The sequence below is a fragment of the Nostoc sp. NMS7 genome, assembly GCF_017115085.1.
GTDB lineage: Bacteria > Cyanobacteriota > Cyanobacteriia > Cyanobacteriales > Nostocaceae > Nostoc.
Window position 1 is genome coordinate 1 of record NZ_JABXKJ010000209.1, and the last position, 26,490, is coordinate 26,490.

General features: G+C 42.1%; 23 protein-coding genes. 15 read left to right on the plus strand and 8 right to left on the minus strand.

From position 1 onward, the window contains the following. Positions 1–208: 208 nt before the first annotated feature. The 5 genes from HWQ38_RS24040 (at position 209) to HWQ38_RS24060 (ending at position 4,206) form a co-directional block, all read left to right on the plus strand. Entirely contained in the window at positions 209–1,588 is a 1,380-nt protein-coding gene (locus HWQ38_RS24040) for a PAS domain-containing sensor histidine kinase (protein WP_292798604.1), read from the plus strand. A gap of 201 nt (positions 1,589–1,789) precedes the next feature. Beyond that, a complete protein-coding gene (locus HWQ38_RS24045) occupies positions 1,790–2,227 on the plus strand; it encodes an Rrf2 family transcriptional regulator (RefSeq protein ID WP_292798606.1) in 438 nt (145 codons plus the stop codon). Positions 2,228–2,297: 70 nt separating this feature from the next. Then, positions 2,298–2,690, plus strand: a complete 393-nt coding sequence (locus HWQ38_RS24050; protein WP_292798608.1) for a pentapeptide repeat-containing protein — start codon at positions 2,298–2,300, stop codon at positions 2,688–2,690. A 236-nt stretch (positions 2,691–2,926) separates the two neighbouring features. Beyond that, on the plus strand, positions 2,927–3,415 hold the full coding sequence (locus HWQ38_RS24055) for a DUF2243 domain-containing protein (RefSeq protein ID WP_292798610.1): 489 nt from the start codon (positions 2,927–2,929) through the stop codon (positions 3,413–3,415). Positions 3,416–3,597: 182 nt separating this feature from the next. After that, positions 3,598–4,206 carry a DUF4129 domain-containing protein gene (locus tag HWQ38_RS24060; protein WP_292798612.1) on the plus strand — a complete coding sequence of 203 codons (609 nt, stop codon included), beginning with the start codon at positions 3,598–3,600 and terminating at the stop codon, positions 4,204–4,206. Between the two features lie 158 nt (positions 4,207–4,364). Here the strand turns inward: HWQ38_RS24060 and HWQ38_RS24065 are convergent, their stop codons facing one another. Next, positions 4,365–5,645 carry an aspartate aminotransferase family protein gene (locus tag HWQ38_RS24065; protein ID WP_292798614.1) on the minus strand — a complete coding sequence of 427 codons (1,281 nt, stop codon included), beginning with the start codon at positions 5,643–5,645 and terminating at the stop codon, positions 4,365–4,367. A 295-nt stretch (positions 5,646–5,940) separates the two neighbouring features. Continuing rightward, positions 5,941–6,240, minus strand: coding sequence for a hypothetical protein (locus HWQ38_RS24070; protein WP_366933338.1), 300 nt, complete (start codon positions 6,238–6,240; stop codon positions 5,941–5,943). Between the two features lie 127 nt (positions 6,241–6,367). Between HWQ38_RS24070 and HWQ38_RS24075 the strand changes: the two genes are divergently transcribed. The 3 genes from HWQ38_RS24075 to HWQ38_RS24085 all read left to right on the plus strand — a co-directional run bounded on the left by HWQ38_RS24075 (position 6,368) and on the right by HWQ38_RS24085 (position 8,942). Next, positions 6,368–6,547 (plus strand): hypothetical protein, encoded by a 180-nt coding sequence (locus HWQ38_RS24075; RefSeq protein ID WP_292798616.1) that lies wholly within the window; start codon positions 6,368–6,370, stop codon positions 6,545–6,547. 299 nt (positions 6,548–6,846) lie between these two features. Then, a complete protein-coding gene (locus HWQ38_RS24080) occupies positions 6,847–7,866 on the plus strand; it encodes a TrkA family potassium uptake protein (protein WP_292798618.1) in 1,020 nt (339 codons plus the stop codon). 257 nt (positions 7,867–8,123) lie between these two features. Further along, the gene (locus HWQ38_RS24085; RefSeq protein ID WP_292798620.1) at positions 8,124–8,942 is read left to right on the plus strand and encodes a beta-1,6-N-acetylglucosaminyltransferase; all 819 of its coding nucleotides are present in this window, start codon (positions 8,124–8,126) and stop codon (positions 8,940–8,942) included. A gap of 340 nt (positions 8,943–9,282) precedes the next feature. Here HWQ38_RS24085 and HWQ38_RS24090 read toward each other — a convergent pair whose 3' ends face one another. Further along, complete coding sequence (locus HWQ38_RS24090; RefSeq protein WP_292798622.1) at positions 9,283–10,074, minus strand: phytanoyl-CoA dioxygenase family protein; 792 nt, start codon at positions 10,072–10,074, stop codon at positions 9,283–9,285. 472 nt (positions 10,075–10,546) lie between these two features. Then, the gene (locus HWQ38_RS24095; protein WP_292798624.1) at positions 10,547–11,992 is read right to left on the minus strand and encodes an MFS transporter; all 1,446 of its coding nucleotides are present in this window, start codon (positions 11,990–11,992) and stop codon (positions 10,547–10,549) included. Between the two features lie 946 nt (positions 11,993–12,938). Between HWQ38_RS24095 and HWQ38_RS24100 the strand changes: the two genes are divergently transcribed. From HWQ38_RS24100 to HWQ38_RS24115, 4 genes are all read left to right on the plus strand, one after another. Then, entirely contained in the window at positions 12,939–14,171 is a 1,233-nt protein-coding gene (locus tag HWQ38_RS24100; RefSeq protein WP_292798626.1) for a sedoheptulose 7-phosphate cyclase, read from the plus strand. Then, the gene (locus tag HWQ38_RS24105; RefSeq protein ID WP_292798628.1) at positions 14,171–15,007 is read left to right on the plus strand and encodes a class I SAM-dependent methyltransferase; all 837 of its coding nucleotides are present in this window, start codon (positions 14,171–14,173) and stop codon (positions 15,005–15,007) included. The genes HWQ38_RS24100 and HWQ38_RS24105 overlap by 1 nt, the downstream gene beginning before the upstream one ends. A 297-nt stretch (positions 15,008–15,304) precedes the next feature. Then, positions 15,305–16,696: an ATP-grasp domain-containing protein gene (locus HWQ38_RS24110; RefSeq protein ID WP_292798630.1), complete on the plus strand. Its 1,392-nt coding sequence runs from the start codon at positions 15,305–15,307 to the stop codon at positions 16,694–16,696. A 152-nt stretch (positions 16,697–16,848) separates the two neighbouring features. Next, entirely contained in the window at positions 16,849–17,895 is a 1,047-nt protein-coding gene (locus HWQ38_RS24115; protein WP_292798632.1) for a D-alanine--D-alanine ligase, read from the plus strand. A 145-nt stretch (positions 17,896–18,040) separates the two neighbouring features. On the opposite strand, the gene HWQ38_RS24120 is transcribed toward HWQ38_RS24115, so the two are convergent. The 3 genes from HWQ38_RS24120 to HWQ38_RS24130 all read right to left on the minus strand — a co-directional run bounded on the left by HWQ38_RS24120 (position 18,041) and on the right by HWQ38_RS24130 (position 19,430). Next, the gene (locus HWQ38_RS24120) at positions 18,041–18,277 is read right to left on the minus strand and encodes a hypothetical protein (RefSeq protein WP_292798634.1); all 237 of its coding nucleotides are present in this window, start codon (positions 18,275–18,277) and stop codon (positions 18,041–18,043) included. Between the two features lie 91 nt (positions 18,278–18,368). Then, positions 18,369–18,926: a methylmalonic aciduria and homocystinuria type D protein gene (locus tag HWQ38_RS24125; RefSeq protein WP_292798636.1), complete on the minus strand. Its 558-nt coding sequence runs from the start codon at positions 18,924–18,926 to the stop codon at positions 18,369–18,371. Between the two features lie 297 nt (positions 18,927–19,223). Next, positions 19,224–19,430, minus strand: a complete 207-nt coding sequence (locus tag HWQ38_RS24130; RefSeq protein WP_292798638.1) for a glycogen debranching protein — start codon at positions 19,428–19,430, stop codon at positions 19,224–19,226. 170 nt (positions 19,431–19,600) lie between these two features. Here HWQ38_RS24130 and HWQ38_RS24135 point away from each other — a divergent pair, with 170 nt between their 5' ends. After that, positions 19,601–19,894 carry a hypothetical protein gene (locus tag HWQ38_RS24135; protein ID WP_366933339.1) on the plus strand — a complete coding sequence of 98 codons (294 nt, stop codon included), beginning with the start codon at positions 19,601–19,603 and terminating at the stop codon, positions 19,892–19,894. Here HWQ38_RS24135 and rsmH read toward each other — a convergent pair. Then, the gene (rsmH, locus tag HWQ38_RS24140) at positions 19,839–20,726 is read right to left on the minus strand and encodes a 16S rRNA (cytosine(1402)-N(4))-methyltransferase RsmH (protein ID WP_292798640.1); all 888 of its coding nucleotides are present in this window, start codon (positions 20,724–20,726) and stop codon (positions 19,839–19,841) included. The two genes, HWQ38_RS24135 and rsmH, sit on opposite strands and share 56 nt — an antisense overlap. Positions 20,727–20,958: 232 nt before the next feature. On the opposite strand from rsmH, the gene HWQ38_RS24145 reads away from it, so the two are divergent. Then, positions 20,959–22,143: an NAD(P)H-quinone oxidoreductase subunit H gene (locus HWQ38_RS24145; RefSeq protein ID WP_292798642.1), complete on the plus strand. Its 1,185-nt coding sequence runs from the start codon at positions 20,959–20,961 to the stop codon at positions 22,141–22,143. Between the two features lie 760 nt (positions 22,144–22,903). Continuing rightward, the gene (locus HWQ38_RS24150) at positions 22,904–26,332 is read left to right on the plus strand and encodes a helicase-related protein (RefSeq protein WP_292798644.1); all 3,429 of its coding nucleotides are present in this window, start codon (positions 22,904–22,906) and stop codon (positions 26,330–26,332) included. Positions 26,333–26,490: the final 158 nt, after the last annotated feature.

The window sequence follows — 26,490 nt, forward strand, 5'->3', positions numbered from 1 at the left end:
CGTAGCGTCTCCAAGAGTTGGGTACTGAGCGACGCGTTGCCCTGAGCTTTGCCGTTCGCGTAGCGTCTCGTAGAGAAGGGTCGAAGTAGCGTTGTCGTTGGCGCAGCCTAAGAAGAGAAGTAGCGCTCACGCCGAAGTCTTGCCCGCCCTGGTTATGCAAATTAAAAGTACATTAGCTTAGTCAGATATCCAAATTAGGAGTAAAAGCGTGAATTTGGATGATTTAGCTTTACAGTTACAGAATATGCATCAGCGCGTCGCCCTTTTGCAACGCCAGAGTCAACAGCAAAAAGCACAGGAAGATATTGAACTCTTCGCCGCAGTACTCCAAGAAGTCAACCTAGCTTTGGAAGAACTGCAAATAGCTAATGAAGACCTACAGCAGCAGAATGAAGAATTATTCAACACTCAACAGGATTTGGTGGCACAACGTCAACGCTACCAAGAACTGTTTGAAGAAGTACCAGACGCTTATTTAGTAACTGATACCAAAGGGGTAATTCAAGAAGCTAATTCTGCCGCCACTATCCTCCTAAACATTTCCAAGAGTTTCCTTTTAGGCGAACTCCTGGAGATTTATGTGCTTGAGAAAGAGCTGATTGCTTTTCATTTGAAACTGACTCATCTGCGCGATCGCGCCGAAATCCCAGACTGGAAAATCCAAGAGTGGGAAGTAAACCTGCAACCACGTAACAGAACACCGATTATTGCTGCGGTTAAGGTGGTTGCTATCCGTAATCAATATAGTCAGTTAGTTGGTCTGCGCTGGCTATTTCGAGACATTAGCGAAAGCAAGCGAACCCAAGCCAAGCTGCAATATGCAGAAGAGGCGATGCGACAAGCGCTGGCCAAAGAAAGGCAGTTTAGTGACCTGAAATCCCGCTTGCTCACCATCACCTCCCATGAGTTTCGCACCCCTTTGGCAACCATCCACTCTTCTGCGGAACTACTAGAATATTATCGCCATCTCTGGAACGACGAGCGACAAAATACCCATCTGCGTCGAATTCAAACATCAGTTATGCACATGACCCACTTGTTGAATGATGTATTGCTGCTGAGTCAGAATGAAACAGGCAAGTTAGAGTTGAATCCAACACCCCTGAATTTGGTGGAATTTTGCCGCGATCTCTTAGAAGAATTACAACAGAGCGATCGCTCACAACACGCGATCGTTTTTAGCGGCGAATGCCAATGTACAGAAGTCAACTTAGACGCTAAACTACTACGACAAATCTTGAGTAATTTATTCTCGAATTGTCTAAAATACTCTCCCATTGGTAGCACAGTTAAGTTTTCTGTCACCAGTGCCAACGATCAAGCTATACTCCAGACTCAAGACTCTGGTATTGGCATTCCCCCTTCTGACATTGAACACATCTTTGAACCCTTCCATCGCGCCAGTAATGCAGCCAATATCCCCGGAATGGGATTGGGAATGTCCATCGTCAAGCAAGCTGTAGATTTACATGGCGGCGAGATTACTGTTGAAAGTGCGATCGGTGCGGGAACTACCTTTACAGTCATTCTGCCATTTTCGAGAAATTTGCAGGTAAATAGGGAGGCACAAATAAACTTAACTATGTGATTCATTGGAAAGTCGGCAATAATCAATCACTTTTCTTTATGGAATTAAAAACAAAATATAATTGCTTCTATGGTAGAAGGTCTTTAAACTAGAGCTAACCGGTCAACAATAAGTTGATTGTAAAGTTTCTCTTAACAGTAGCTTAGGGAAACGAACTCAAAGACTTTGTATCTTTAAATGTGAGTTTAAAATATTACGCCTGTGGTAATCTCTAACAAATCAGAATACGCACTTCTAGCCCTGTTAGAGTTGGCAAGCTGCTACCCTAAGGGTGAAGCCCTGCAAATTCGAGAGATAGCGGCATTGCAAGACATACCGAACCGCTATTTGGAACAACTCTTGGCAACATTAAGACGTGGAGGTTTAATTAATAGTATACGCGGAGCCAAAGGTGGCTATGTTCTGGCACGAGATCCCCAGAAGATTACAATATTGGATGCTTTTAGTTGCATGGAAGGGTCAGATATTGTTGTCTCTGATTGTGAGCCGACTCCCAACACAGTAGAAGGTGAGCTAATTCAGGAAGTCTGGCAGGAAGCACGTCAGGCTGCTAACTCTGTTTTGGAAAAATATACACTCCAAGACCTTTGCGATCGCAGATCAATCCGAGAACAGAAGGAACTAATGTATTACATTTAGGAAGGATGAAATAAGAGTGTTTTCATCCTTAGTATAAAAGTAATAACAAGATAACCTGTGAGGCTGTCAAATGCCTGAAGTCAATTCTCAACAGTCCATAAATAGTGCCGCTACTTTTGTGGAGAGTTATGCAGCCGGAAAACGAGACTTTAGTAAAGCAGAACTTAGTAATGCTGATTTGCAAAGCATTAATTTAAAAGGATCTGACCTAAGTTATGCTGACTTGAGTGAAGCTAATCTGAGTAGCGCTAATTTGAGGGGAACTGACTTGAGCTTTGCCGATCTGAGTCAGGCTAATCTGAAAGATGCCGATCTTAGAGGAGCATTATTGATCTCAGCGAATCTACGCCAAGCTGATCTCAAAGGAGCGAACCTGGAAAAAGCAGACTACGATCGCAGCACCAATTTTCCCCCAGATTTCGACCCAGTGAAAGCGGGCATGCGGATTAAATTTGAAGGTTGATTAATTGTTCAACGAAAATCGGCGGGAATCCCATCCCAACAAGAGGGGTGTCCGGGATAGCCGCCCGCTTTTCCATTGTCATTAGTTATTGGTACTAATGACTAATGACTAATGACTCAAAATCCCCCGGCTTGAAGCCGGGGGATGAGTTAATCATCCTACTTGCCTCAAGATAGAAGATTTTTCTCCCAAAAGATGTTGTATTTTGGTAAGAAAGCCTATCTATGAGGTTGACAATGGAGGCAAAAAGTGAAAACCTCAACCGACGCGCACCGCTAATTACTGCTGGAATTTTTCTTGGTGTTGGTCTTGGAGGATTTCTTGATGGAATTTTACTGCATCAGCTCCTCCAGTGGCATCACATGCTTAGTAACATTCGACCTCTGACAAACACGGCGAATATAGATTTGAACATGGTATGGGATGGGTTATTTCATGCTTTAGATTGGGTATTCACCGTGGTAGGAGTTGTGTTGCTATGGCGTGCAGGAGGGCGTGATGATGTTCCTTGGTTATCACAGACCTTTATTGGGTCAATAGTGATTGGAACTGGGTTGTTCGACTTGGTTGAAGGTTTAATTGACCACCAAATTCTCGGTATCCATCATGTGAAACCAGGCCCAAATCAGTTAGCTTGGGATTTAGGATTTCTTGCATTCGGTGCGCTACTTATTGTTATCGGCTGGATAATGATCAAAAAAGAGTCAGTACTCAATAATCAATAGTCATTGGCATTGGGCACTTGTACTGACCGAACGCGAACAGCGTCTGGTAGAGAAGTCGTTGGCGTAGCCTAAGAAGAGAAGTATTGGGCATTGGGCATTGGGCATAAAGTTATTCTCCTTTGTCTCCCATATCCCCCTCCTCCCCCCTCCTCCCCCCTCCTCCCCCCTCCCCACTTCCCCCTATGCCTACAGATACTTTTGAAAAAACTAGCTGGAGTTGGCAGCTTTCTCAATTTCAACAACAAGTGGGAGAATGGTGGGAATACCAGTTTTACCGCTTTGAACACGCAATGCCCGAATTGCCTACTGGATGGTCAATTAGTCCTTGGCTAGGCGAGTTGCTGAAATTCCTGTTTTGGCTGGTAATAGGCTTATTTATCGCTTGGATGGGTTGGCGATTATGGCAAGAATTCAGTCCTTATGTATATTCTTGGCTGAATAGAAGTGGTAATGTCATTGATTTTCGCCTAAAAACTCGCTCTAGTGAGTCATCCATAGCCCTTTTGTTGGAGCGATCGCAAGAATTTTACCGTCAAGGTAACTACCGTGAGGCTTGCCGTTGTGTCTATTTAGCGATGTTACAGCAATTGCATCAAAATGCCGTTGCACCACACAAACTCAGCCGCACTGATGGAGAATATCTGCAATTGCTGCGATCGTCTGTGACTCCCATACAGCCTTATGAAACTTTAATTACCACTCACGAGCAATTATGTTTCGGGAATGCCGAGATTTTGCCAGACAATTATGAGCAGTGTCGGCAAGCTTATCGGGAAATTTCTCAAGAATGAAAAAACCCTGGCGAATAGAATTCGCGGCTACACAGGCAAAGTCCGCCTGCGCGGACTAAGGAAAAACTGAGTGTTAACCCACGGAGGTGGGTTTTGATTGTGTAGACGCGGTTTCTAACCGCCCTTTTAACTTAAGTTAACTATATTTTCCAGATTGCCTACTTTGTAGCGATCGCGATCGCCTGATCTACAGCTTCCAAGGCAGTGTTTACTTCCGCCTCTGTGACAATTAGCGGTGGCACAAACCGAACTACTTTTGGCCCGGCTGGTACAAGCAATACGCCCTGGTTGATGGCAGCATTGACGACATCGGCTGCGGTTAGCCCAATGTCGGCTCGCAACTCCAAACCGTTGATTAAACCCCAACCCCGAACTTCGGCAATCTGCTGAGGATATTTTGCGGCGATCGCTCTCAATCCAGTTCGCAATTGTTCACCCCGATCTTGCACATTCTGCAAAATATTTTCCCGCTCTAATGTCTGGCAAACACTGAGTGCCACACCACACACAAAAGGATTTCCGCCAAAGGTGCTGGCGTGTTCCCCTGGTTGGAAAATATCGCAGAATTTCTTGCTCATCATTGCACCGATGGGAATACCGCCACCTAAGCCTTTGGCACTGGTGAAGATATCCGGTTCAACGCCGAGATGTTCGTAACCCCATAACTTGCCACTGCGCCCCATGCCAACTTGCACTTCATCAAAAATCAATAAAATGCCAGTTTCGTCGCAAATCTGCCGGAGCTTTTTGAAATAGGCAATATCTCCGGGACGTACACCGCCTTCTCCCTGCAATGGCTCAATCAGAATCGCCGCTACCCGATAATCGCCTTCATCCAACTCGCTAACCGCTACTTCCACAGCGTTAATATCGTTGTAATTTACGTAGTGAAACCCAGGAACCAAGGGATCAAAATACTTTTGATACTTCGGTTGTGCAGTGGCAGTAACAGTTGCTAAAGTTCGTCCGTGGAAACTGGCATGGGCGGTTAAAATAATCGGTTTTTCAATGTCTAATACGGTGTGGGCATATTTCCGGGCCAGTTTAATTGCAGCTTCGTTAGCTTCAGCTCCAGAGTTGCAGAAAAATACGCGATCGGCACAGGAATGATCAACAATCCATTTTGCCAATTCACCTTGCTCAGGAATGTAGTACAAATTAGAGACATGGTGCAGCTTCTGGATTTGGCGTGTCACCGCTTCTACCATCGCTGGGTGGGCGTGTCCTAAAGTACAAGTGGCAATTCCCGCCACAAAGTCCAGATATTCTCGCCCCTGTGTATCCCAAACCCGGCATCCAGCACCCCGTTCTAGGGCTAAGGGAAACCGCGCGTAGGTGGACATGACAGCTTCATTAAAGCTATCTGTATCAAAGGGACTGGATGCTGACCCTGAATCTGGGGGGATGGTGGCTTGGTCAACGAGAGTTTGTAGGCTCACTACCGCTCCTCCTGAAAATTTTTCATTATATAGTTATTTACTAGTTTCCTAGAAATCCCTAAAAAATACTTTTTATTTAGCACAACTCGTACTTCTTCTTAAGTTAACGCTTATATCACCTCAAACGCTTGGCGGTGGTGAAAAAACTTTGTACTCAAGACTTGAGCAATTGAAAGCTACAAATCCCCGACTTCTTTAAGAAGTCGGGGATCTTGTGGATCACGATTGACTTAGTAACCCAACCGCCATTTCCAGATGCATCTTAGCCTTGTGCAAATTCAGCAGGTTCTCTTGATCAAACCGGGTAAGCCATCCTCCTACCTTCCAAGGTTATTTTGATCAGTGCTGCTTGCTCATCTGTGGGTGAATTTATTTCATCTATCACCCCTTCAAAAAATTGAATGATGCTAAATCCAGGAGATTTTAATCCCCTTCCTTCTCTCACCTGCTGGAGTGTTAGCTGAGGAAATGCCATCAGAGAAGTTATGTAGCTGACTTTGTATGCTGCACTTCCTGTAGGCTTTATACCGTATCGACGGCATAAGTCGCGTAATTCTGGGATGGTTTTGATTTCTAACTCGGAACGCGTGAACATAAAATAGAATTATCTCTTGGTAAAAGTGGTATCGGTGGTGAACCGTTTGTTAGACTGAGAACACCACCGATTTAAAACTTTATATCGTTGTTAACATCGATTCAATCGTTATTTACATCTCTCAATAATGCCTAACCCCAAGGGTAAACCTGAAAATTTCGGAAATCAACCAAGCAAAGAACTAACCGAACAACTCAACTTTCGGGTTACTAAGGATATGAAGGAAGAGGTGAAAGCACAAGATGACCCCCCAGAGTTCTGTAGACGCGCTATCCAGGAAGCACTAGACAAGAAAAAAGATAAGTAGTCCTGAGTTATTTAGATAACTTGTAGTTTAAATATACTAAAAAGGACGAATGGTATAAAGTTAGTAGAAAACTAGAAAAATTAGCCTAAAAGTACTATTGTTACGTTATTCTCAATACTTGATTACCAGCATTAAAAATCTGCTCTGCGGTTAAATGAAATGTTGTACTTAGTTTAAATATACTAAAAAGGACGAATGGTATAAAGTTAGTAGAAAACTAGAAAAAGTAGGCTAAAAGTACTATTGTTACCTCATTCTCAACACTTGAGCAAAAATATCAACGTATCCAAAAGGAGTTAATGGCTGGGGCGATCGCTCTTGGCGGTGTTTTCTTCATTGGCACTTTGTGGTATCGAATAATAGAGGGCTGGTCATGGGAAGATGCGGCTTACATGACAGTGATCACTTTAGCGACTGTGGGATATGGAGAGACGCACCCACTGAATAGCCGAGGACGGTTGTTTACAATTGCCCTGATTTTGTTGGGTGTAGTCAATATCGGTTACATTGTCAACAGATTTACAGAAGCGATCATTGAAGGCTACTTTCACGAAGGAATTCGGCTACAACAGCAGAGGCGGTTAATGGAATCCCTATCAGAACATTACATCATCTGTGGATTTAGTCGGACTGGTCGTCAAATTGCCAAGGAATTTCAGGCAGAAGATGTACTTTTTGTGGTGATTGATTCGGAGATGGAATCTGTGCAAAGAGCGCAGATGGAAGGTTACACAGCATACCAAGGTGACGCTACCCTAGATGAGACACTTTTGAAAGTTGGTATTGAAAGAGCGACTTGTATCGTTGCAGCACTTCCTTCCGATGCGGAAAATTTATATATTGTCTTATCAGCAAAAACACTGAATTCGGGAATTCGGGCGATCGCACGGGCAAGTACAGAAGAGGCTTTGCAGAAGTTACAACGCGGTGGTGCAGATGAGGTGATATCCCCCTATATTACTGGTGGTAAGCGCATGGCTGCTGCGGCTCTCAGACCCCAAGTATTGGACTTTGTAGACGGGATTTTGACAGGTACAGACCGTCAGTTGTATATGGAAGAATTTTTACTCGACCCGGCTTTTTGTCCCTTTGTGGGTCAGAGTTTGCAAAAGGCGAGATTGCGATCGCAATCTGGAGCATTAGTTCTGGCGATTCGTCGCCTTGATGGGACTCTCATCGGTGGCCCCACTGGTGATACTGTTTTAATGCCGGGAGATCGGCTAATCGGTATGGGTACAGCTGAACAGTTGCGGAGCCTTAACCAAATTCTCGGCCCAATTGGTTCTCAGAAATTACGTAAACCTAAGAATAATAGCTAATTCGTAATTCGTAATGACGCTTGAATACTCCTTAAGGTAATTAGTAATTAAACAATTTAAAATTATTTTTAAGGCTGGAATTATTGATGTTTATCAGCTAATTAAGTATTTATCCACATAGATATACCTCTTTTAAATTTTACAGAGCTATACAACTTAAACTAATGTCTAATTCTCCCAGTAATTCCATAGGTTTTATTTTACTAACTCATACGAAACCTCTACAAATTTATAGACTAATAAATAAGTTAAATATAATGTTCAATTATCCTCTAATTGTGTGTCATCATGATTTTTCAAAATGTGATTTATCTGTAGATACTCTGTCAAAAAATGTTTTATTAGTACGCCCTCATCTCCAGACAGAGTGGGCAGGTTTTGCGTTAGTAGAAGCTCCAATACAGGCACTACGATTAATGTACGAGGTTCCAGATCCACCAGATTGGTTTGTATTACTCAGTGGAGCAGACTATCCGATTAAAACCGCAAGGCAAATATTGGATGATCTGACTTCAAGTTCAGATGATGCTTATATTCAGCATGAGCAAATTACATATGAAACTTATAAGTCTGATGTAAAACCGAATATGTTATGGCTGAAAAATTCCTATCAACGATACTGTACAAAGTCGTTTTCTTTCCATTACTCAAAAAAATATTTGGTGCATCTGAATCTAGAAATATGCTTGGAACATCCGCTACTAACAAAACCTTTCCTTCCTTTTTCCAAAAAAGTTGCTTGCTTCAGTGGAAGTCAATGGTTTTGTGCCAATAGCAAAGCTGCTAAATACATTATCGATTTTCACAGCCAGATAAATCCGTTAACCTTGTACTACAGTAAGCTTAAGTATGCAGATGAGTCATATTTTCAAACTGTACTTGCTAATGCATCTCATCTCAAACTGCAAAACGACCGTCGGCGCTATATTGATTGGTCAGATGGAGGCTGTCATCCAAAGACATTGCTTATGGAAGACTTGCCAAATTTACTCGCATCATCTGCTCACTTCGCTCGGAAATTTGACATTGATATAGATAGCAATATTCTTAATGAACTTGATCACATTACATCCTAGCGGTTACACATTTTGCTAAATTCGGTGAGATAAATCCCAGCTATAGTTGCTACTGAGTTGAGGAAAATTTCTCCAAGATTTTGTCATCGCTATATAGTAGCGTAGGTTGGGTGGAGCGGAGCGCAACCCAACTGTTTATCAGAATGTTGGGTTACGGAAAGCCTCCAACGCCACTTGGTACAATGCTCTTAACCCGCGCAACGCAGTGGCTCCCCAACCGACAATTTTTTTGCAACATTCTAGCCAAGAGGGGCTACTACAAGACTACCGAGATTTTTTCAGAAATCAAATATGATTCTTATAGTACTTTAATTGTGAGAATTCCCAACTAGCGATGCAGTTAAACTTTAGGAAACATATCGCAGTCTATCGGCTCACCAGATTTTTTGGCTTTGAATGAATTAAATTCTGGTAAATCAATTTCATCAACAGGTCTAAAAGGCCATGCTTTCGGGCGGTGATAGAAAGTAACATCATCGCCAGTCCAATTCGTCACTACTGCACGTCGTTGTGTAGAAGATATGTTGGTTACTGAATGATGAATTGTCAGAAAATGATGAACCAAGCAATCTCCAGGCTCCATATCCCAGGACAAAATTTCGTGAGGCTGTGGCTGTGCAAACCAGGAGGGGTCTAATCCTTCACGTAACTCTTTGCCCCATCGATGAGAGGCTTTGATGTACTCTAATCGACCATTTTTTTGGTTGGTGCTATCTAAAGCCAGCCAAATTTTACAACACTGCCAACCTTGTATAGGCCAGTAAGGTAGGTCGTTATGCCACCCAACACGGCTGTCCGCTTTCGGCTTTTTAACAAAGAAACCGTCACCCAAAAAGTTAAGTTTTTTCGATTTTAAGACTTGAGCAGCGATCGCTGCTAGCGGAGATTCAAAAGCCAAAGCCCGGAAATCAGGGTCAGTGAGCCATAAGCTACTAGCATGCTCCACATGACCTTCTGATCTGGGGATACCCTTAATTTCTAAAGGACCAGGAATTAATATATTTTTGTCAACAGCTGTTTGCATCCGTTTTACCCAGATGTCATCCAAAACATTTTTGACGCAGATAACGCCGTTGCGGTCGAAAGCTTCAACTTGTTGGAGGCTGATTTTTGATGTGTCTACCTTGAGCATCGTAACTTTTTCAGATTTTGAAATTTAACTAATTTAGGTCAGATCAGCTAATTGGCATTCAAATTGCATATTGAAACAGAAGTTACAACCAGAATGCAAACTAAATGTATATCAGCTTGATCTAACAACCAATTTCTAGAACCTGCTTTACTGACATCAACTTTGTCACTATGTCATAAAACTTTTTTAGTATAGAGTAGAGATTAAGTTAACAATTCTCCCTGTAGATTGAGAAATCTCTAATCTGAGCGCAACACCGTTTGTTAACATCTGTACTCAACCAATTTCACCCTAAACCTCATCTAAGTTTATAAGCGTAGTTTTTGCCCTCACCCTAAATCCCTCTCCCATATCTGGGAGAGGGACTTTGAAATTCTGGCTCCGCGAATCCCAAATCTGGGATTCGGGGTTGGGGGATGAGGGCAAATCCTTTTCATCAAAGAAGAACTACAGGTTTCAAGATAGACGTGGTTTAACTACCCAGATCCTTTTTAATAATCAGTGGGACAAGTGACGCTAGGCGTAATATACCAGACACAACAAACACTTCCACTATGCCAAAAGACCCAGCAAATTGAGCGATTAAGCCACCGATAGTTGCTCCTAAAGCACCACTTGCTCCAGCAACAGCAGCAGCTGTTGCAAAATAGATAGACTGATTTTTTAGTGGTGCAATCTCTATCTGGAGATTGTTGTTACACAAATCAACTCCTCCCCAATTACCCCCAATGAAAATGTGTAATAGTGGCAACCACAGCCAGAGGTCTAGAGGACTAGAACCAATCCTCAGCCACAGCCAGGGTATGACGGCAATTAGAATTCCATTAGAGATTAGAATCGGACGATTGCCTATTTTATCTGCTAATCTACCCCACAGGATGAGCATCAGCATGTGTGCTCCGGCTCGCAGGCTGTTGTAGAAAGTTACCCAACTCACATCCAGGTTCAGGGTATCTAGCAAGTAGAGGTTAAAAAACGGCGCACTCAGGTTTACAGCAAATGTCCATGAGCCGAAATAAAGTAGAAACACCAAAAAATTAGAGTTTTTCCAAATGCTACTATCTATCTGGTTTTGGGGAGTTGGAATTTGCGGCAGACAGATTGCTTCAGATATCTCACCAGGTTCATTTGATGCCGAGTCTGACTGAATCTCATTTGTTTGAGATAAGTTACTATGGTAAGTATTTTGTAATTGGGGATTTATATCTACCTGGAAATACTGACACCCCAAGCTGATAATTCCAAAGATAATGCCTAAGAGCAAAATCATCCCATAACCTTGGATACTTCCCCCGTACCAATGTGATACCGCTAAACCGGCTATTGGCAAGCTGACCAACTCGGTGAAGTTGGCAGCACTATTACGTAACCCGAAATATCTACCTCGCAATCGCCGTGGGACTAACATTGCTATCCAACTGAACCACGATGCACTTCCTAATCCTCCTAATAGATGGCTGCATAGGAGAATCAAAAATGTCAATATCACTAATTGGTTTGAATTAAGCCCTCCCCAACTAAAGCTAACAATGCCAATTACTAAAATTAGCCATAGTAATCGAGCAATCCCATGAGTGCGAAGGGAATACTGAAAGCGGCTAGTACTGCGTTCAGATAAGTAAGCACCCATCGGCTGAAAGAGATTCACCAACATGGGGATAGAACTTATCATGCCAAATACTATCGGACTGGCATCCAACTCTACTAAGAAATTACCTAGCAAAACTCCGCCAGTGCCAATAGAGAAAACTGCTGCGAAAATACCATCGACAGTGGAAGCCCTCAAACTGGTGCGAATAGCATCTTTAGAAATCCGAGGGCTGAGTGTTGAGGTCGCAGAAAGTGTTGTTGATGGTGAGGCAATCTCAGCAATTTCTAGAGAAAGAGGCGCACCTGTTTCCACTGGAACAGAATCCATAAGTATAGTATTTAACAATATAATAGCGAAGCATTCTAAATTCAAAGATCAACGGGAACCCCATATTTAAAAACAAGGATTTCTAATCAGGACGGCTGAAATCGAGCGTATAAACACTTACAATAAAAGTTTTTTTCTTTTCCATGAATAAATTCACTTGCTCTAAATATTCAGGGGAAGCTGGGGTTTCCTGAAGGGAAAGTAATTAACGCTTTTTTCCTTCGCCTAAAGAATAAATTTGAGGTCTTACTTAAACGTTGAGTTGGAGAGTGAATTTTTGGATGGTTGAACCAGTATCCTCATCTCAGTAAGCATTATGAGTGACTTGCTAGATGAATGAAGCAGCTATATATTGCATTATTACACGGATTATGTCGTGTGGTCTAGCTAGCTAAAGATTGACTTTCTAAATGGTCTCTCAAATAGCAAAATCCGCAAAATCTACTTTTTTTGTTTTAAATCTACCTTTGGTTTAGGTAAAATAATTTAAAAATTGTGGTATATTAATAAATGTAAACAAGCGCTTAAGCTTTTTGAGCAAGTAACATAACTGTTCTAGCTTGCTTGGAAACTCTTATCCAGCTACCATAAGTCTGTAATTCCCTTGGGCTAGATATAGCATTAACAGTTTAAAAATGTGAGAAAATGTATGAATTTTTGTTGCAGAAGTTTGTATAACTTCTCAGGTTCAGCATAGACTGACAGTTTTTTGCCATGCTTCTGAAATGAAAAGTAGACGCGCCTAATCTGTGGTGTTCTATTTTGATATTTCTAAATTTGCAATAATCACAATCCAATTTAATTGAGAGCTACTTCTTTTTCCTATCGAATTTGAGGCAGTTTACCATGACGTGATTTTAGCAAATGATCATATTTTAGAAGTGCTTAAACTTCTAATTGCATCTAGATTCCAGTTACAAATTTTTTCACACAAAGGGTAAAAATAGTGACCATTGTTCAGACAAAACTTCAAGTGACTGAAACCAAGTTTCACATAGAAGCTTATGAAAAGATTGAGTATGACTTAGTTTACGTAGATGGAGTTTTCGATATTGCCAATCAAGAACTTGCAGATATATATAGAAGTTTTGGAAGATGCTTGGCTGTTATAGATACTAACGTCAACCATTTTTACGGTACTCAGATTGAAAAATATTTCCGGTATTACGGGATTGATTTGAAGATTTTTTCTCTGACTGTTAGCGAACCAAACAAATCTATCCAAACCTTTGAGACAATTATCGATGTGTTTGCTGACTTCAAATTAGTGCGTAAAGAGCCAGTATTAGTAGTAGGTGGTGGTTTAATTACAGACGTTGTAGGTTTTGCTTGCTCTACTTATCGCCGTAGTAGTAATTACATCCGAATTCCTACTTCTCTGATTGGTTTAATTGATGCTAGTGTGGCGATTAAGGTAGCAGTTAACCATAAGAAGTTGAAAAATCGTTTAGGTGCTTATCACGCTTCCCAAAAAGTCTTATTGGACTTTTCTCTGCTGCGTACTTTACCAACAAACCAAGTGCGTAATGGGATGGCAGAGTTAGTCAAAATCGCTGTAGTTGCTCACTCTTCTGTGTTTGAGTGGTTGGAAAAGTATGGGGAAGAACTGCTTGACACGCACTTTGGTAATATTGACGCAACTCCAGAGTTAAAAGAAATAGCTCACCGTCTGACTTACGAAGCGATCAAAAAAATGCTGGAGTTAGAAGTACCCAACCTCCGGGAGCTAGATTTGGATAGGGCAATTGCTTACGGACATACTTGGAGTCCTACTTTGGAACTTGCGCCAAAGGTGCCTCTGTTTCATGGACATGCAGTCAGTATTGACATGGCCTTATCGGCAACGATCGCTGCAAATAGAGGTTATATCACTAATGAAGAACGCGATCGCATTTTAGGATTAATTAGTCGTTTGGGACTGACTCTTGATCATCCTTTATTAGATGAAGAACTTTTATGGGATGCTACCGAGTCTATCACTCTCACACGAGATGGTTTGTTAAGAGCCGCAATGCCCAAACCGATTGGTACTTGCTTCTATGCTAATGATTTGACACGGGAAGAATTGGGAGTAGCTTTAGCAGAACATAAGCAACTTTGCAGCACCTATCCTCGTGGTGGTGAAGGGGTAGATATGTACCCCGTTTATCAGACAGAACTAGTTGGGAGTGCAAAATAATGTCTACTAAAATAGAAACGCCCACAGCTAGACCGGTGACACCGCTAGGAATATTAGCAAAGAAGTTAGAAGCTGTTGTCAAAGAGATTAACCAACGCACAGACTTACCTGTGGAGTTAGTCGCCAACCTCAATCAAGCATGGCATTTGGCAGCAGGTTTAGACCCTTACTTGGAAGAATTTACTACCCCCGAATCAGCTGCTTTAACTGCACTTGCCGAGAAAACATCTACAGAAGCATGGCAACAACGCTTTACAGAAGGAACAACAGTGCGCCCTTTAGAGCAAGAAATGCAATCGGGTCATGTAGAAGGACAAACTCTCAAAATGTTTGTTCATATGGCTAAGGCCAAAAGAGTACTAGAAATAGGGATGTTTACAGGTTATTCTGCACTAGCAATGGCAGAAGCATTACCTGCGGACGGAGTGCTAATAGCCTGCGAAGTAGATGCTTTTGCCGCAAAAGTTGCACAAGCGGCTTTTGATCAATCTGTTCACGGTAAAAAAATCCGCGTGCAATTAGGTGCAGCTTTACAAACCTTAAATAAGTTGGTAGAAGCTGGAGAATCATTTGACTTAGTGTTTATTGACGCCGATAAAAAGGAGTACATAACCTACTTTCAAACATTGCTAGATACTAATTTGCTAGCACCTTCTGGTTTTATTTGTGTAGATAATACACTCCTGCAAGGAGAGGTTTATTTACCTGTAGAACAACGCACCGCCAACGGTGAAGCGATCGCTCAATTCAACCGTGTTGTCGCTGCCGATCCGCGTGTAGAGCAAGTTCTGTTACCCATACGAGATGGGATGACGCTGATTAGACGCGTGGCGTAATCAAGGGATAAGGGAGATAAGAAGGAATAATTTTTCGCTTGGTTTCTAATCTCCCTCATCTCTTGATTTTTGCCTGCTCCCACTACTCCCCTCAATACGCTTGGTTTAAGGCTAAAAACTAAAACTGGTGTAGGTTGGGGAGCCACTACGTTGGACGGCTGTGCCGACTTAAAGCAAGTGGCGTTTCCTTCCTCAACCCAACATTATCAACCATTTGTTGGGTTGCGCTATTGCTCAACCCAACCTACTATTTTTCTTAATCCAAGGTATTGCTACTCCCCCTAGTTTCAAAGACTTATGGTGCAATCAATTTCTTTATCTCTACCTGAATCTATAACCTCATCAACGGGTGTCAGGGTAAAGGTAGTGGCTCTATTCAAGACTCTCGGTACTCTGACATTATTATTAATAGCCTTGCCGTTCAATGCTTTTATAGTGTTTATATCTTTGCTGTGGGGTATTGTGCAGTTTCCGAAAAAAGCTGTTATAGGCGCTCATCACCAGACTATTTTGGTGAGTGGAGCCAAAATGACCAAAGCATTGCAACTTGCTCGCTGCTTTCATGCAGCAGGACACAGAGTTATTCTGATTGAAGGTCACAAATATTGGTTGTCTGGGCATAGATTCTCAAAGGCTGTAAGTCGTTTTTATACAGTTCCGGCACCTGAAAAAGACCCAGAAGGCTATATCCAGGCGCTAGTAGAAATCGTTAAAAAGGAAAAGGTTGACGTTTATGTACCTGTATGCAGTCCTGTAGCTAGTTATTACGACTCTTTAGCAAAGCCTGCATTATCAGAATACTGCGAAGTTTTCCACTTTGATGCAGATATAACCAAGATGTTAGATGATAAATTTGCCTTCACTGATCAGGCGCGATCGCTTGGTTTATCTGTCCCCAAGTCTTTTAAAATCACAGATCCTCAACAAGTTATCAATTTCGATTTTAGTCAAGAAACCCGCAAATATATTCTTAAAAGTATTTCTTACGACTCCGTTCGCCGCTTAAATTTAACCAAACTTCCCTGCGACACCTCAGAAGAAACAGCAGCCTTTGTTAACAGTTTACCCATCAGTCCAGAAAAACCTTGGATTATGCAAGAGTTTATTCCTGGTAAAGAGTTATGCACACATAGTACAGTGCGGGACGGGGAATTAAGATTACATTGCTGTTCAAACTCTTCTGCGTTTCAAATTAACTATGAAAACGTCGAAAATCCCCAAATTCGGGAATGGGTGCAACACTTCGTCAAGAGTTTGGCACTAACTGGGCAAGTTTCTTTTGACTTTATTCAAGCCCAAGACGGTACAGTTTACGCCATTGAATGCAATCCCCGTACTCATTCGGCAATCACAATGTTTTATAATCATCCTGGTGTTGCAGACGCCTATTTTGGTAAAACTCCCCTAGCTGCGCCTATCGAACCCCTAGCAAGTAGCAAGCCTACTTACTTTATATATCATGAAATCTGGCGACTAACTGGTATCCGTTCCGGGAAACAATTGCAAACATCGGTTAATACTCTAGTGCGAGGCATTGATGCCATTTACAGCCTTAATGACCCTATACCATTTTTGACTTTGCATCATTGGCAGATTCCCTTACTTTTGCTGAAGAATCTGCAACAACTCAAAGGATGGGTAAAAATAGACTTCAACATTGGCAAACTGGTGGAATTAGGTGGCGATTAAAATAATTCGTAATTCTCACCTTTGGCGAGAAGCAAGCTACGTAATTCGTAATGACGCTCTCTACGAGACGCTAAAAGCGTAGCTTGCTTCTCTGTAAGAGTACGCGGACTCGCTACCGCTACGCTAACGTAATTAAGTTAGGAAGATGAATCATGCCAGTACTTCGTATCCTTCATTTAGTTGGGTCTGCACACAATGATTTTTACTGTGATTTGTCACGCCTTTATGCTCAAGATTGTCTGTCAGCGATCGCAGATGAATCGGAGTATGACTTTCAGATTGCATACATTACACCTGATAGCCAGTGGCGATTTCCTCGCTCGCTGAGTCAAGAAGATATCGCCCTCAGCAAACCGATTTCTTTGCTTGATGCCATAGAGTTGCTCACAGCGCAAAACATTGACCTCGTGTTACCACAAATGTTTTGTATTCCGGGAATGACTCACTACCGCGCCCTATTCGATCTGCTGAAGATCCCTTACATCGGCAATACTTCGGATACAATGGCGATCGCAACTCACAAAGCTAGAGTCAAAGCAATTGTCGAAGCTGCAGGGGTGAAAGTGCCTCGTGGAGAATTGCTCCGCCAAGGAGACGTTCCGACAATTAAACCTCCAGCAGTCGTTAAACCTGCAAGTTCCGCTAACTCTTTAGGGGTATCTTTAGTCAAAGAGGTTACTGACTATGACGCTGCCCTGAAGAAAGCATTTGAATATGCTTCGGAGGTGATTGTAGAAGCATTTATCGAACTCGGTCGAGAAGTCAGATGTGGCATCATTGTCAAAGACGGGGAACTAGTGGGTTTACCCCTTGAGGAGTACCTGTTAAACCCCAACGATAAACCTATCCGCAGCTATGCTGATAAACTCCAACAAACGGACGATGGCAACTTGCGTTTTAGTGCTAAAGATAATATCAAGTCTTGGATTGTAGACCCTAACGATCCGATTACCGAAAAGGTTCAGCAAGTGGCTAAGAAGTGTCATCAGGCTTTGGGTTGTCGCCACTACAGTTTATTTGACTTCCGCATCGACCCAAAGGGACAACCTTGGTTCTTAGAAGCCGGGTTGTATTGTTCTTTTGCACCTACAAGTGTGATTTCCTGTATGGCGAAAGCAGCGGGAATCCCTCTAAATGAGTTATTAATAACGGCTATCAATGAAACGTTAAGCAGTAATCAAAAGGCGTTGCAGAATTGACAGCCGTCAGATTAACTCTGAAGGAATAACCCAAATATAAAGGAGAGCGAAGGAGAGCGATCGCAATTAATCAGGTTTCCTTTATGAGAATGATTTAGTTCTTCGTTATTTTAACTTCTGCTTTCTTTTGTAGTTCACTTACCAGCTAATACCCACTGCAAAAATCTGCATATAACATTTCAGCGACAAAAACTATATCTTTTCTCTCTTCTCCTTGTGATTTATCTAACTGTATATCGTTCAATAATGCTTGAATCTGTTCAGGATTATAATCTCTGGAACAAAGTATCTGTATGGCATCTCTTTGGATATCAAAAATCTGATTTCTATCTTGCGGTTGGGCTAGGCGAATTTTGATGTGATTAGGCTGCGTTTTAGTCATTACTAGGTTTTAACACATCTTTTGATACATCACGTTTAACTCAGCCCCTGTAAAATATTGGCTTTGCTAACCAATGCCCAATTACAAATGACTAATAATCAATTTCTTTCCACCCATGCATGGCTGCGATGCTTTTAGTAACCAATTCGATCACAATTGGGGGAGCTTCTGATATCAAAATACCAGGATAAACTGCTGCACCCCAGTCGGGATGAATTAATACACGGCATTGATTTTTAATCACTGGATAGTTGAGCAAAGCTTTGACAACTGCTGTGTCATCGTGGGGAATTGCTCCGGGATGGGACAGTAAAGGATAACCTGTACGAGGGTCGATCAGGTCTGTTAGATAGCCGCGATCGCGCAGATTAAATGCCAAATCACAGCCAAATCTCATAAACTTTTCTCGCAAGCATTCTTTCTCTGTCTCTACTTCTACAGTCCTTTCCACTAGTTGATAACGCGATTGCTGTAAGACAATCACTACTCGTAAAAATGGCTGCCGTTTCCAATCTGGTAATATCCGTTCGCAATTGGCACAGATATATTGACTGGGAGGATGAATTGAAATTTGAACCGCTTGTCCCGTTTCGGCAACTAAGTTAATGGGACAGGCTTGCTCCGAAGTGTAAACCTTGGGATAGTTCACTAAATTGATTCGGTTTATGCAAGTTTTTTAATTTAATCTCCGGTATAGATGATAGCTCTTAAAAGTTCCAAAAAATCATCAATCTTCTCTAATATGTTGCTTTTTTTGGCAGCAGTTGTTAATAATTTAACAATTTTAATCCGAATTTTATCCTTTATTAACCTGTTTTAATGGGATTTGCAGCGATCGCTGTAGACGTTGGCATAGATACAGCTTGTGGTAGACAAGCGATGCCTAGGTTGGGCTACGCCGGATCTCCTGAAATTTGGTCGCTCAAAATCCCAAAAATGACGCGAATTAATTGAGTTTTAAAGAATTCACTGGCACGTCATCCCAAGAATCGACTGTCCGCAATCGCGCTACCCAACCTGCTGCTTTTTGTGTCTCAGTTAAATTATTCTCATAGGAATCATGACAATCTTTAGCTTGAGATTCATTACAACAGGCAATACAGGCATGAATCATCCCAGACGGATCAATTTGCTCATTTACCCAAATAGTCATGGAGTATTCCCTCGAAAACTGTAGCGAAAAAGGATATTCGTTATTTTAGAATACTATTAAAGTCAAAAATTGGAGAGCAAAATCGGTAACAAATAGTGAACTAATCCCCATTACCGATTACTAATTTCCAATTATAGAGATATACCTAACGGTAAATAGAGATACATAGGATGAGCAAGCCTAATTTTCATGCAATGAGTCAGAAAGAGTTACATGATTACGTTCTTGCTCATTGGGAAGATCAGGAAGGTTTCTACGCTTATGTGGATAAGCTGCATGTCGAAGGTAATTGGATTGAAATGCCACCGTTACAGTCAGAACAGGATTTAGAAAATTATCCTAAGTTTATTGAGCGTATTCGCAGCAGTTCTGAACCGCGAGATGGAGCAGTTGAACGCTGCATTATAGTTACAGCAGCTTTTGGGCTATCCTCAGTTTGGCCGATCGCGATCGCGGATTATTAGCAATTTCCTCTTCTTTAGCAATAATTGGCTTTTTTGTCAAGACCTTTAATAAAGGTGAATTTCTTAAACCATGCTTCACCGGGCGGTCTTCCAAACTGTGAAAACTGATAATCGCAATTCTGCCACCAGGGACAAGGGCATTTGGGGCTTTATCTAGAAAGATTTCTAGAGATTTTAACTCATCGTTGACGACAATTCGCAGAGCTTGAAAAACACGGGTAGCGGGGTGAATTCTCCCATAACGGTATTTGGGAGGAACTGAAGAAGCGATCGCTTCCGCCAATTCAACAGTCGTCTGTAATGGTCGCCGTTCTACAATCCGTCTAGCAATGCGCCGTGATAATCTCTCTTCACCGTACTTAAAGAAAATATCTGCTAAATCTGCTTCATTCCAATTATTGATCAGATCAGCAGCAGTTAGCGATCGCCCTCGATCCATTCGCATATCCAAATTCGCAGCTTGGCGAAAGCTAAAACCCCGTTCTGGCTGATCCAAATGGTAAGAACTGACCCCCAAATCGGCTAAAATACCGTCAAAAGTATTAAGGGTAAACTCGCAGTCAGCAAAATTGCTATGAATAAATTGGATGCGATCGCCAAACTCTGCTAATTCTTTCCTTGATGCTGCTAAAGCATCTTCATCTTGGTCAACAGCCGTTACCCGCACATCCGCCGCCGCTTCTAAGATTAGGCGACTGTGACCGCCACCGCCTACCGTCACATCTAAATAATGCCCGCCCGGACGCACCGCCAAACCCTCAATTACTTCCCGACCCAAAACGGGAATATGGGAAAAATTCTGCGCTTCAAGTCCCTGATATCCAGCTTCCATATAATAATTGAAGAAGTGCAACAAAATGAAACATCAAATAAAGTCCCTCCTCTGTCACCCCCTCTCCAACATACCCCTGTATGGGCAATACATGTAGACGCTCTCAAGGCAGTTTTCCTCAAAATATTGCTCCTGCAAGCTTAATTTTGGCTTGGCAGACAAGATAAATTGGGTCTAGTTGGCATCTGCGCGGTAGAATTCAATATTTTCACGAACGGAGAACACAAAATCTATGACCAGACTAGAAACCCGCACTGAACCAATGCTGCTAAACATGGGGCCACAACACCCCTCAATGCACGGGGTTCTGCGGCTAATTGTCACCCTGGATGGCGAGGATGTGGTTGATTGTGAACCGGTTATCGGCTACCTGCACCGGGGAATGGAAAAAATTGCTGAGAACCGCACTAATGTAATGTACGTCCCCTACGTCAGTCGCTGGGACTACGCGGCGGGAATGTTCAACGAAGCCGTCACCGTCAATGCCCCAGAACAGCTTGCAGGTGTTGCGGTTCCCAAACGCGCTAGCTACATCCGCGTCATCATGCTGGAATTGAACCGCATCGCTAACCATTTGCTGTGGTTTGGCCCTTTCCTGGCTGACGTGGGCGCTCAAACTCCCTTTTTCTACCAGTTCCGGGAACGGGAGATGATTTATGATTTATGGGAAGCTGCCACAGGCTACCGAATGGTAAATCACAACTACTTCCGCGTTGGTGGGGTAGCCGTCGATTTGCCTTACGGTTGGGTAGATAAGTGTCTGGAATTCTGTGACCACTTAATACCCAAAATTGATGAGTACGAACGCTTAGTAACCGATAACCCCATCTTCCGGCGACGTATTGAAGGTATTGGTACTATCACCCGTGAAGAAGCAATTAACTGGGGACTTTCTGGCCCAATGTTACGCGCGTCTGGCGTGAAATGGGATTTACGGAAAGTTGACCATTACGAATGCTATGACGATTTCGACTGGGACGTGCAGTGGGAAACCGTCGGTGATTGCTTTGCCCGTTATGTGGTGCGGATGCGGGAAATGCGCGAATCTGTAAAGATTATTCGCCAAGCAATTAAAGGACTTCCGGGCGGCCCTTACGAAAACCTGGAAGCTAAACGTTTAGCCGCAGGGAAAAAATCAGAGTGGGACGCATTTGATTATCAATACATTGGCAAAAAAGTTTCCCCTACCTTCAAGATTCCCAAAGGTGAAATCTACTCTCGTGTAGAAAGTGGTAAAGGTGAATTGGGAATTTATTTGGTTGGCGATGATAATGTCTTCCCCTTACGCTGGAAGATTCGCGCAGCGGATTTCAACAACCTCCAAATTCTGCCACATTTACTACGCGGGATGAAGGTTGCAGATATTGTGGTCATCCTCGGCAGTGTTGACATAATCATGGGGTCTGTGGATAGGTAGATAATATCTATCTAAGTACTTTTTTAGAGCAGTTGTATTACAGTGCAACTGCTCTATTTTTTTAGGATTGCGTAAATACTGGCGTCAAAACCTCACCCCTAACCCTTCTCCTTATTAAGGCTAGCGTGTACACACAGGTTCCTCTTACACCATTTCAGACAAACCCTGATACATACAGATTTCTCGTAGGGGCACAGAAAAAGCTCATTGGTGTCAACTTAACGTAAAAGCCATGTCCCGCAACGTAAAAGCCATGTTCCGCAAGGAACTGAAGTTCCTTGCTAATAGCGAAAGTCATCTCAAGATGACTAAATAATCTGAAAAATCTTTAGTCTACTTGAGTAGACTTTAGCTAAAAGCCAAAGAAATTTATTTCTGGGCGGGCGTGGAAGTCAACAAGCGATTTCTAGCTGAAGTTGACACCAATGAGCATTGCTGTGCCCCTACCAAGGTATTTGTATCATTATTAAAGTGAAACGGTATTACACACGATTTACGGTTTATCGAATAGCCCAAAGAAACCTCACCCTGGTTCTGCTACGCAAAACCTGTCCCTCTCCTTACTAAGGAGAGGGATTTTCGTCAGAACTCTTTGAGGTTTTTGTTTTGGCTAATTCGATGACTTGTGCGTACACCGTAAACGGGAGATAAAGCACAGCTTTGTCGGGGTGAGGTTAAGCTCTATCTCATTCTTATTAAGAAACGCTATAACATAGGTACGAAATATTTAGAAATGCTCTCTTTTTAAGAGTTTTAAATAATGCCCCGGATTTTTGACAACATTAACTTACAATTGCTAACGATTTTGCGAGAAACTCTCAAAGTCTCTTATCGCGCAGATTTTTGCGTTGGCTACTTCAACCTCAGAGGTTGGCGAAAAATTGATGATTTGATTGAACAGTATGTTGGTAATGAAAAAGCTTGTTGCCGTTTGCTAATCGGGATGCAAAGTTTACCCAGTGATGAAGTTCATGCGGCATTTACTCTTAGTAGTGGTGATAGAGGGATTGATAATAGTACCATCGTGCGGTTGAAAAAACGCATGGCGGCGGAATTTCGCCAGCAGCTGACTATCGGTGCGCCGACTAATCAGGATGAAGCGGGGTTGCGGCGGTTAAGTCATCAGCTAAAAAGTCAGAAACTAATTATTAAACTGTTTCTGCGTCACGCCCTCCATGCTAAGTTATATCTTGTGCATCGCCATGATGCCAATACTCCAACCGTGGGATTCTTGGGTAGTAGTAATTTAACTCTTCCCGGATTGGCAAAACAAGGGGAGTTGAATGTTGATATTTTAGACCATGATGCTTGTAATAAACTGCAAAAATGGTTTAGCGATCGCTGGCAAGATTACGGTTGTGTAGATATATCTCAAGAATTGGCAGAGATTATTGATCGGAGTTGGGCAAGAGTTGAGTCAATCTCACCCTACTACATCTACCTGAAGATAGCTTACCACTTATCCCATGAAGCGATCGCTGGACTTTCAGAATTTCGTATCCCCCGTGAATTTAACAATTTATTTGACTTCCAAAAAGCCGCCGTGCAGCTAGCAGCGCGTCATGTAACTAGGCGTGGTGGCGTGTTGGTGGGCGATGTCGTTGGTTTGGGTAAAACTTTAGTTGGAACCGCCCTTGCGAAGATATTACAAGAAGATTGTTATTTAGAAACATTGATTCTTTGCCCGAAAAACTTAGTACCAATGTGGCAAGAATATGTAACTAACTATCGGCTACTTGCCGAAGTTATGTCAATTAGTCAAGTCCAAAATAAGTTACCAAAACTCCGCCGCTACCGAGTTGTGTTAATTGATGAAAGTCACAACTTACGTAACCGCGAAGGTAAACGTTATCGAGCCATTACCGAATATATTGCTGCTAACGAAAGCAAATGTATTTTATTATCTGCTACTCCTTACAATAAAAGTTATCTTGACCTTTCAGCCCAACTGCGGCTATTTGTTCCAGAAGACGAAGATTTGGGGTTAAGACCAGAAGCTTTAATAAATGAACTTGGTGGCAGTTCTATCGGAGAATTAGAGTTTATTAGAAAGCATCAATGTTCTGTGCGTTCCTTAGCTGCCTTTGAGAAAAGTGAACATCCTGATGACTGGCGAGAATTGATGAAGCGCTACATGGTGCGACGAACGCGCTCGTTTATTAAAGATAATTATGCCCACACAGATGAAACAGGGCGGAAATATTTAGAATTTGCTGATGGCAGACATTCTTATTTTCCCCAGCGCATACCTCGGAGTCTCAAGTTTCCTTTACAAGGTTCTAACACTGACTCTTATTCTCATCTTTACTCGGAGTTAGTAGTAGGAGTTATTAATCAACTTAATTTACCTCGTTATGGGCTAGGAAATTATATTATTGCTAAACCCAAGCAGCCGCCTACAGACAGCGAACAACGTTTGATTAATAGTTTGTTTCGTGGTGGTAGGAGGTTAATGGGTTTTTCTCGCACTAATTTGTTTAAACGTTTAGAAAGTAGTGGTTTTATTTTTATCCAATCAATTGAACGCCACATTTTACGGAACTTCATTTATTTATATGCTTTAGACCAGGGGCTTGATATTCCCATTGGAACTCAGGATGCTGAGTTATTAGATACAAGTAATAATGATGAAGATGCTGATTCTGTGGCAGCAGCTTTGTTTGATACAGAAACGGAAGATGATGATTCTACTAATTTGCTGCAAGTAGAGGAAGAAGAAGAAACTGCTTTTTTTAACGAGGATGAGAAGGCATCTAAAACCGAAAAAGTTTTTCGTCAAAGAGCAGAGTCAATTTACCAAGAATATACAACCCGATATCAACGGAGATTTAAGTGGTTGCCTTCTACACTTTTTGACATTAAAAAACTCAAACGGGATTTGCTAGAAGATGCCAAAGCACTGATAAATGTGCTGCAAGATTGTGGCGGGTGGAATCCTGAAAAAGATGAAAAACTTGCTGGTTTAATTAAACTGCTAACAGAAACTCATCCCCAGGATAAAGTACTAATTTTCAGACAGTTTGCTGATACAGTCCGCTACCTTGCAGACAATTTGCAGTCGAGTCATATTACTAATGTGGCAGGAGTCACAGGACAATCTAAAGACCCGACAGTAATGACGGGAAGATTTAGCCCTGTGAGTAATGGAAAACGGGAGCAAATTTCATCATCAGATGAGTTGCGTATTTTAATAGCTACTGATGTTTTGAGTGAAGGTCATAATTTGCAAGACTGTGCAATTATCGTCAATTGGGATTTACCTTGGGCGATTATTCGTTTAATTCAACGTGCCGGAAGAGTAGACCGCATTGGACAAAATGCTGACCAAATTCTTTGTTATTCTTTTTTACCAGCCGAGGGAGTAGAACGGATTATTAATTTGCGGGGACGACTCCGCAAACGACTGCAAGAAAATGCGGAAGTGGTGGGAACTGATGAAGCTTTTTTTGAAGATGATGATGCACGGGTAATTCTTGACCTTTATAATGAGAAATCTGGAGTTTTAGATGGTGAAGAAGATACGGAAGTTGATTTGACATCTGAAGCGTTTCAAATTTGGAAAAAAGCCACTGATGGTAATCCGGGTTTGAAAAAAACGATTGAAGAAATGGAAAATGTAGTTTATTCTACTCGCGCCCATACTCCGCAACCTATGCAACCGGAGGGGGTATTGCTTTATATGAAAACCACTGAGGGAAATGATTCTTTGATTTATGTTGACCGCGATGGAAATAGCGTTACTCAATCACAATTAGCGGTTCTGCGGGTGGCGGCGTGTGAAGAATCTACCCCAGCGATATCCAAAGATAAACAGCATCACGAGTTAGTGCAAAAGGGTGCTGAATTGATTGCTGAAGAAGAGAAAAATGCCGGCGGTCAATTGGGGCGACCATCAGGGGCAAGGTTTCGCAGTTATGAACGACTTAAGGGTTATGTTGAAGATATGAAAGGAACACTATTTGTTAGTGATGAACTTTTAAAAGCAATTGATGAAATTTACCGTTATCCTTTGCGACAGTCAGCTATTGATACTCTGAATCGTCAACTAAGAAGCGGCATTAATAATCAGCAGTTGGCTGAGTTGGTGGTGTCACTACGGATAGATGACCGTTTGTGTATTGTGACTGAAGAAATGGATAAACGAGAACCTGAGATTATTTGTTCTTTGGGATTATTTTCTAATTCGTAAATTAAAGTTTGTAGTAAGGACTTTAGTCCTAATAATTTTTGTAGTGAGCGATGAATCGCTCACTACAAACTAAGATTTATATAGGGTTTTTCGGTATCCGCTGAATAAATAGGGGATAGGAAGAAAAATAAGAGGATACAAAGGGTCACACCGGATTG

What these genes read in the sequence shown, in the direction of transcription:
- HWQ38_RS24055 (WP_292798610.1), top strand. Translation starts at nt 2,927, where the DNA reads ATGGAGGCAAAAAGTGAAAACCTCAACCGACGCGCACCGCTAATTACT.
- HWQ38_RS24070 (WP_366933338.1), bottom strand. Translation starts at nt 6,240, where the DNA reads ATGTTCACGCGTTCCGAGTTAGAAATCAAAACCATCCCAGAATTACGC.
- HWQ38_RS24105 (WP_292798628.1), top strand. Translation starts at nt 14,171, where the DNA reads ATGTCTACTAAAATAGAAACGCCCACAGCTAGACCGGTGACACCGCTA.
- HWQ38_RS24090 (WP_292798622.1), bottom strand. Translation starts at nt 10,074, where the DNA reads ATGCTCAAGGTAGACACATCAAAAATCAGCCTCCAACAAGTTGAAGCT.
- HWQ38_RS24115 (WP_292798632.1), top strand. Translation starts at nt 16,849, where the DNA reads ATGCCAGTACTTCGTATCCTTCATTTAGTTGGGTCTGCACACAATGAT.
- HWQ38_RS24145 (WP_292798642.1), top strand. Translation starts at nt 20,959, where the DNA reads ATGACCAGACTAGAAACCCGCACTGAACCAATGCTGCTAAACATGGGG.
- HWQ38_RS24130 (WP_292798638.1), bottom strand. Translation starts at nt 19,430, where the DNA reads ATGACTATTTGGGTAAATGAGCAAATTGATCCGTCTGGGATGATTCAT.
- HWQ38_RS24080 (WP_292798618.1), top strand. Translation starts at nt 6,847, where the DNA reads ATGGCTGGGGCGATCGCTCTTGGCGGTGTTTTCTTCATTGGCACTTTG.
- HWQ38_RS24085 (WP_292798620.1), top strand. Translation starts at nt 8,124, where the DNA reads ATGTTCAATTATCCTCTAATTGTGTGTCATCATGATTTTTCAAAATGT.
- HWQ38_RS24075 (WP_292798616.1), top strand. Translation starts at nt 6,368, where the DNA reads ATGCCTAACCCCAAGGGTAAACCTGAAAATTTCGGAAATCAACCAAGC.
- HWQ38_RS24050 (WP_292798608.1), top strand. Translation starts at nt 2,298, where the DNA reads ATGCCTGAAGTCAATTCTCAACAGTCCATAAATAGTGCCGCTACTTTT.
- HWQ38_RS24060 (WP_292798612.1), top strand. Translation starts at nt 3,598, where the DNA reads ATGCCTACAGATACTTTTGAAAAAACTAGCTGGAGTTGGCAGCTTTCT.
- HWQ38_RS24110 (WP_292798630.1), top strand. Translation starts at nt 15,305, where the DNA reads ATGGTGCAATCAATTTCTTTATCTCTACCTGAATCTATAACCTCATCA.
- HWQ38_RS24095 (WP_292798624.1), bottom strand. Translation starts at nt 11,992, where the DNA reads ATGGATTCTGTTCCAGTGGAAACAGGTGCGCCTCTTTCTCTAGAAATT.
- rsmH (WP_292798640.1), bottom strand. Translation starts at nt 20,726, where the DNA reads ATGGAAGCTGGATATCAGGGACTTGAAGCGCAGAATTTTTCCCATATT.
- HWQ38_RS24150 (WP_292798644.1), top strand. Translation starts at nt 22,904, where the DNA reads ATGCCCCGGATTTTTGACAACATTAACTTACAATTGCTAACGATTTTG.
- HWQ38_RS24120 (WP_292798634.1), bottom strand. Translation starts at nt 18,277, where the DNA reads ATGACTAAAACGCAGCCTAATCACATCAAAATTCGCCTAGCCCAACCG.
- HWQ38_RS24135 (WP_366933339.1), top strand. Translation starts at nt 19,601, where the DNA reads ATGAGCAAGCCTAATTTTCATGCAATGAGTCAGAAAGAGTTACATGAT.